This is a genomic window from Hydrogenophaga sp., assembly GCF_030373245.1.
Classification (GTDB): domain Bacteria; phylum Pseudomonadota; class Gammaproteobacteria; order Burkholderiales; family Burkholderiaceae_C; genus Hydrogenophaga.
Genome location: NZ_JAUCZF010000002.1, coordinates 543226 through 549351, shown reverse-complemented (window position 1 = coordinate 549351; position 6126 = coordinate 543226). Strand labels below are relative to the sequence as shown.

The 6126-nt window shown below is 65.4% G+C and carries 4 protein-coding genes and 2 riboswitches; of the genes, 3 read left to right on the top strand and 1 reads right to left on the bottom strand.

Features of this window, described 5'->3' with window-relative positions:
- Window positions 1–130 precede the first annotated feature (130 nt).
- Window positions 131–241: riboswitch (glycine riboswitch) on the top strand.
- Between the two features lie 12 nt (window positions 242–253).
- A riboswitch (glycine riboswitch) is annotated at window positions 254–357 on the top strand.
- 70 nt (window positions 358–427) lie between these two features.
- From gcvT to gcvP, 3 genes are all read left to right on the top strand, one after another.
- Window positions 428–1564, top strand: a complete 1137-nt coding sequence (gcvT, locus tag QUV25_RS08045) for a glycine cleavage system aminomethyltransferase GcvT (protein ID WP_300863049.1) — start codon at window positions 428–430, stop codon at window positions 1562–1564.
- A 97-nt stretch (window positions 1565–1661) separates the two neighbouring features.
- On the top strand, window positions 1662–2024 hold the full coding sequence (gene gcvH / locus QUV25_RS08040) for a glycine cleavage system protein GcvH (RefSeq protein ID WP_300863047.1): 363 nt from the start codon (window positions 1662–1664) through the stop codon (window positions 2022–2024).
- A 163-nt stretch (window positions 2025–2187) separates the two neighbouring features.
- On the top strand, window positions 2188–5085 hold the full coding sequence (gene gcvP, locus QUV25_RS08035) for an aminomethyl-transferring glycine dehydrogenase (RefSeq protein WP_300863045.1): 2898 nt from the start codon (window positions 2188–2190) through the stop codon (window positions 5083–5085).
- 42 nt (window positions 5086–5127) lie between these two features.
- Here the strand turns inward: gcvP and QUV25_RS08030 are convergent, their stop codons facing one another.
- On the bottom strand, window positions 5128–6033 hold the full coding sequence (locus QUV25_RS08030) for a LysR family transcriptional regulator (protein ID WP_300863043.1): 906 nt from the start codon (window positions 6031–6033) through the stop codon (window positions 5128–5130).
- Window positions 6034–6126: the final 93 nt, after the last annotated feature.

Sequence of the window (6126 nt, the reverse complement as noted above, 5' to 3'; positions counted from 1 at the left end):
TCGCTGCCCCCCGAGGGGGCTGGGCCTGCCTTGGGAGCGGCCCGGCGGCTGGCCCCTGGCCCTCACGCGCCATTGCTGTGGTGCGGTTCAGTGACCACCTCGCAGCACACCCAGGTCAGCTGAATTAGAATTCGTCAGGTCAGGAGAGAGCCCTCAACCGGGGCCGCCGAAGGCGCAGGAGGTCCGCGTTGCAGCAGCAAGCAGGCCCTGAACGCTCAGGCAAAAGGACTGACCAACACCGCCTTCACAGGCGGTGTCCCCCACTGGAGAGAGGCCTCCCCCGAGGAGGCCCACCGAAGGAGCAAATGCGGCATCGCCCGCGTGAATCTCTCAGGTAAAGCGGACAGGGGGGGCAGCACACGGATGCACCGTGTCACGCTCGCGCACGCCGCGCGGGCTCTGCCCCAACGCCACCTGAAAGCGCGCCGTGTCCATCGCCCCCGCTCCTGCCGAACTGCTCTCGACCCCGCTGCACGCCTTGCACCTCGAGCTGGGTGCCCGCATGGTGCCGTTCGCCGGCTACAGCATGCCGGTCCAGTACCCCATGGGTCTGATGCAGGAACACCTGCATACGCGCGCTGCCGCCGGCCTGTTTGACGTGTCCCACATGGGCCAGCTGCGGCTGATCGGCACCGATGCCGCGTCGGCATTCGAGACGCTGATGCCGGTGGACGTGGTCGACCTGCCTGTGGGCAAGCAGCGATACGGCCTGCTGCTCAACGAAGCCGGCGGCATCATCGACGACCTGATGTTCGTCAACCGTGGTGACGATCTGTTCGTGATCGTCAACGGTGCCTGCAAGCACGGCGACCTGGCCCACATCTACGCCACCATTGGCCAGCTCTGTCATGTGGACGCGCAATTCGATCGCGCCCTGCTCGCGCTGCAGGGACCGCAGGCCGTGACCGCGTTGAAGCGTCTGCTGCCAGGGGTGGAAAAGCTGGTGTTCATGACCGGCACCGCCTTCAGCTGGGCCGGCGCCGATCTGTTCATCACCCGCAGCGGCTACACCGGTGAAGATGGTTTCGAAATTTCCCTGCCTGCCGATCATGCAGATGCGTTTGCCCGCGCGCTGCTGGCCCAGCCCGAGGTCAAGCCGATCGGTCTGGGCGCTCGCAACTCGCTGCGCCTAGAGGCTGGACTGTGCCTCTACGGTCAAGACCTCGACACCACCACCACGCCCGTCGAAGCGGCCCTGACCTGGGCGATGCAAAAAGTGCGTCGAACGGGCGGCGCTCGCGCCGGCGGCTTCCCGGGCGCCGAGCGGGTGCTGGCGCAACTCGAAGGCAGCGAGCCGCTGACACGCAAGCGCGTGGGCCTCATCGCACTGGAGCGCGTGCCGGTGCGCGAGCACACCGAAATTCAATCACTCAACGGCTCGACCGTTGGCGAAGTCACCAGCGGCTTGCTCGGGCCCAGCACCAACCAGCCGGTTGCCATGGGCTATGTCAGCGTGGAGCAGTCCGCGGTCGGCACCCGATTGCAGGCCATGGTGCGCGGCAAAGCTGTGCCCATGGAGGTGGCAGCCATGCCTTTTGTACCCAATCGTTATTTCCGGGGCTGATGCTCTACAAAGCGCTATCGCCTTGCAGAGCATCGGTCATCGGATCGGTCCTACAGCGACCCACTTTTTCCTCATCACTTTTTCTCAGGAGCCCTGAATGACCACCAAGTACACCGAAGACCATGAATGGATCCGCGTCGAGGGCGATATTGCCACCGTCGGCATCACCCACCATGCGCAGGATGCACTGGGCGATGTGGTGTTCGTCGATCTGCCCGAGGTGGGGAAGTCGTTCGAGCAAAAGGAGGTGGCGGGAGTGGTGGAGTCGGTCAAAGCGGCCGCTGATGTGTACATGCCGGTCAGCGGCGAAGTGGTGGAAGTCAACGAAGCCTTGCGCGGCGATCCATCGCTGGCCAACAGCGATCCGCTGGCTGCCGGCTGGTTCTTCAAAGTCAAGCTGTCGGCGCCTGCGCAGGTAGACGCCTTGCTCGACGAAACCGCCTACGCCGCGCTCACTTGATTCACCCCCGATGCGCAGTGCGCGGACCCACGAAGGGGCGGCGCTGGCGGCCCGGCGAAGCCGGTTCTGCTGCGCCCGGGGATGAAGTCAACCTCTCGCGTTTCGCGCTCGACTCTGCCTCTCCCGCCTTGCCGCAATCTCAAACTCATCTTTAGGTTCGACCATGCTGATGCCCTCCGCCAAACCCCTTGACGAGCTCGAGAACCCGTCCGAGTTCATCGCCCGCCACATCGGCATCAGCGAAGCCGACGAAGCCCACATGCTGTCGGTGATCGGCGAGGCCTCGCGCCGTGCACTGATCGACGGCATCGTGCCGCGAGCCATCGCGCGCAGCGCCGGCATGAAGCTGCCAGCCGTGGCCAGCGAGGCGGCCGCACTGGCCGAGCTCAAAACCATCGCGAGCAAAAACCAGCTGCTCAAGAGCTTCATCGGTCAGGGCTATCACGGCACGCACACGCCGGGCGTCATCCTGCGCAACATCCTGGAAAACCCCGCCTGGTACACCGCCTACACGCCGTACCAGGCCGAGATTTCGCAAGGCCGCATGGAAGCGCTGGTCAATTTCCAGACCATGGTGACCGACCTCACCGGGATGGACATCGCCAACGCGTCGATGCTGGACGAGGCCACGGCAGCGGCCGAAGCCATGACGCTGGCCATGCGCTCGGTCAAAAGCAAGAGCCACACCTTTGTGGTGGCCGGCGACTGCCACCCGCAGACCATCGAGGTGATCCAGACGCGTGCGGCGCCCCTGGGCATCCAGGTGGTTATCGCCAACTCGGCGGCCGAGTGGGACCAGGCGCTGGCCGGTGATTTTTTCGCCGCCCTCATCCAGTATCCGGCCAGCAGCGGATGGGTGCAGGACTGGGCGCCCGACGTGCAGCGCATCCACGACAAGCAGGCGGCCGCCATCGTCGCCGCCGACCTGCTGGCCCTCACCTTGCTGGCGCCGCCTGGCGAATGGGGCGCCGACATCGTGGTCGGCACCACGCAGCGTTTCGGCATGCCCATGGGTGCGGGTGGTCCGCACGCCGCCTTCATGGCTTGCCGCGATGCGTTCAAACGGTCGCTGCCCGGCCGCCTGGTGGGCGTGAGTGTGGACGCGCACGGCAACCCGGCCTACCGCCTGGCACTGCAGACCCGCGAACAACATATTCGCCGAGAAAAAGCCACTTCCAACATCTGTACCGCGCAGGTGCTGCCGGCCGTGGTTGCCAGCATGTACGCCGTCTACCATGGCCCGCAGGGCTTGAAGCGTATCGCGCAGCGCGTCGCCGCGTACACCGCCATCCTGGCCAAGGGCCTCGCGCAACTGGGCCACACCCAGACCCACCACGACAGCGCTTTCGACACGCTGTCCTACAAGACCGGTGACCAGACCGCGGCTCTGATGGCGAGGGCCGTGGCCCACGGCGCCAACCTTCGGCGCGCCTGGGACGAGTACCTCTGCATCACGCTGGATGAAACCACCACGCGCGCTGACATCGAATTGCTCTGGACCATCTTCGCTCAGGAGGGCCAGGCCCTGCCCCGCTTCGAGACCTTCGAGAAAGGCATCGAGCCGCTGATCCCGGCCGAGCTTCGCCGCACCAGCGCGTTCATGACGCATCCGGTGTTCGACAGCCACCACTCCGAAACCGGCATGTTGCGCTACATCCGGTCTCTGAGCGACAAGGATCTCGCGCTGGACCGCAGCATGATCCCGCTGGGCAGCTGCACCATGAAGCTCAACGCCACCAGCGAGATGATTCCCATCACCTGGCCCGAGTTCGCCAACGTGCACCCGTTTGCGCCGGCCGACCAGCAAAAGGGTTACCAGGAGCTCGACGAGCAGCTGCGCGCCTGGCTCTGCCAGGCCACGGGCTACGCCGGCATCAGCCTGCAGCCCAACGCCGGCTCGCAGGGTGAATACGCCGGCCTGCTGGTCATCAAGGCCTGGCACGCTTCACGCGGCGAAGGCCACCGCAACATCTGTCTCATTCCCAGCAGCGCCCACGGCACCAACCCGGCCAGCGCGCAGATGGTGGGCATGACGGTGGTGGTGACCAAGTGCGACGAAAACGGCAACGTCGACATGGCCGACCTGAAAGCCAAGTGCGAACAGCACAGCGCCCACCTGGCCGCAGCCATGATCACCTACCCCAGCACGCACGGCGTGTTCGAGACCACGGTGAAAGACCTTTGCGCACTGGTGCACCAGCACGGCGGACGCGTCTACGTGGACGGCGCCAACATGAACGCCCTGGTGGGTGTGGCGGCGCCCGGCGAGTTCGGCGGTGACGTGAGCCACCTGAACCTGCACAAGACCTTCTGCATTCCGCATGGCGGCGGCGGCCCGGGCGTAGGCCCAGTGTGTGTGGTGGAAGATCTGGTACCGTTTTTGCCTGGTCATGCGACCGGTGGCCTCCCGGTCAATGGTGTCGGTGCGGTCAGCGCAGCGCCGCTCGGCAATGCGGCCGTGTTGCCCATCAGCTGGATGTACATCCGCATGATGGGCGCCGACGGCCTGAAGCACGCCACCGAAGCAGCCATCCTGAGCGCCAACTACATCAGCAAGCGCCTGAAAGACCACTACCCCACGCTGTACGCATCGGCCAACGGCCACGTCGCGCACGAGTGCATCCTGGACCTGCGCCATCTCAAGGAGACCAGCGGCGTCATGGCCGAGGACGTGGCCAAGCGCCTGATGGACCACGGCTTTCACGCGCCCACGCTCAGCTTCCCCGTCGCCAACACGCTGATGGTCGAACCCACCGAGAGCGAAACACTGGGCGAGATCGACCGCTTCATCAGCGCCATGATCGCGATTCGGGAGGAAATCCGCCTGATCGAGAACGGCACCTGGCCGCAGGATGACAACCCGCTGAAGAACGCGCCGCACACTGCGGCCAGCCTGATCGCCACCGACTGGTCCCACCCCTACTCGCGCGAACTCGCTGCCGCGTCCCAGGGCCACGCGGTCAACACCAAGTACTGGCCGTCGGTGGGCCGGGTGGACAACGTCTACGGCGACCGCAACCTGTTCTGCAGCTGCGTGCCGGTGGGCGAACTGACCGACTGATGTCCCCAGAGGGTCCCACCAGGGCGCCGATGGCGCCCTTTTTCATGCGCAGGACACAGATCTGAACTCCGCGATCCAGTGCGGCAACTGCTCCCGCAGGATGCGCAACGCCGGCGCCTCCTGCCGACGTGCCAGCGTGACAAGCCCGAAGCGAGCCGTCGCATCGAGCGCGGGTGACATGTCCAGCGCCACCAGGCCTTCGGCCGTGGCCTTCGGGGTCAGCACAATCGCGTGGCTGCGCCGGGCCACTTCGACCATGTTCAGCGTCTCGTCGTTGCGCAGCGTCACCATGTCGTCCGGGTTGGCACTCGGTCCGTAGCGATCGATCAGCAACCGGGCCACCTCGTCACTCAGCGGCATGGAGGCGACGGAATAGGCGAGGATGTCCTCGATGACCACCGGCCGGCCGCGCTGCACCAGCGGGTGGTCGGGCCGCACCAGAAAACCCGCTTCGAGCTCAAAGGTCTGCGCGATCTGCAGGTCGGCCGACGGCAGCACCGAGCGCACATCCACAACCGCCGCGTCCAGTCGCTGGTCGCGCAGCGCGTCGATGAGCACGGCGGTGTTGCCACGCGAGATCTGCAGTTGCAGCCGCGGGTGGTGCTCGGCCATGTACAGCATCAGCCGTGTGGACAGCAACGCACCAGGCCCCGAACTCAGGCCGATGCGCAGCGTCCCGATCAGCCCCGCATGCAATCCCCTGCCAGTCTGCTTGAGGGCTTCGGCATCTGCCACCAGACGCCGAGCACGTTGCAGGACTTCGTGTCCGAAGGGCGTCAGCGCGATACGCCGACCCAGTCGGTCGAACAGGCGGGAACCCAGCTCGTCCTCCAGCCCCTGAATGCTGCGCGTGAGCGCCGGTTGGGTGAGGAACAGGGCTTTGGACGCCTGCACGAAAGTGCCGAGTTCGGCCAGCACCACGAAGTGCCGCAGTTGCACGAGGGTCATCCCGAACCTCCATTCAAAGTCATGGGTCATTGCTCATCAATGCATTGGACTTTAATCCAGGCCCTTCCTAACATGCAACAAAGTTCATGTTTT

Excerpts from the sequence above, each read along its gene's own strand:
- gcvH (WP_300863047.1), top strand. The coding sequence starts at position 1,662 with ATGACCACCAAGTACACCGAAGACCATGAATGGATCCGCGTCGAGGGC.
- QUV25_RS08030 (WP_300863043.1), bottom strand. The coding sequence starts at position 6,033 with ATGACCCTCGTGCAACTGCGGCACTTCGTGGTGCTGGCCGAACTCGGC.
- gcvP (WP_300863045.1), top strand. The coding sequence starts at position 2,188 with ATGCTGATGCCCTCCGCCAAACCCCTTGACGAGCTCGAGAACCCGTCC.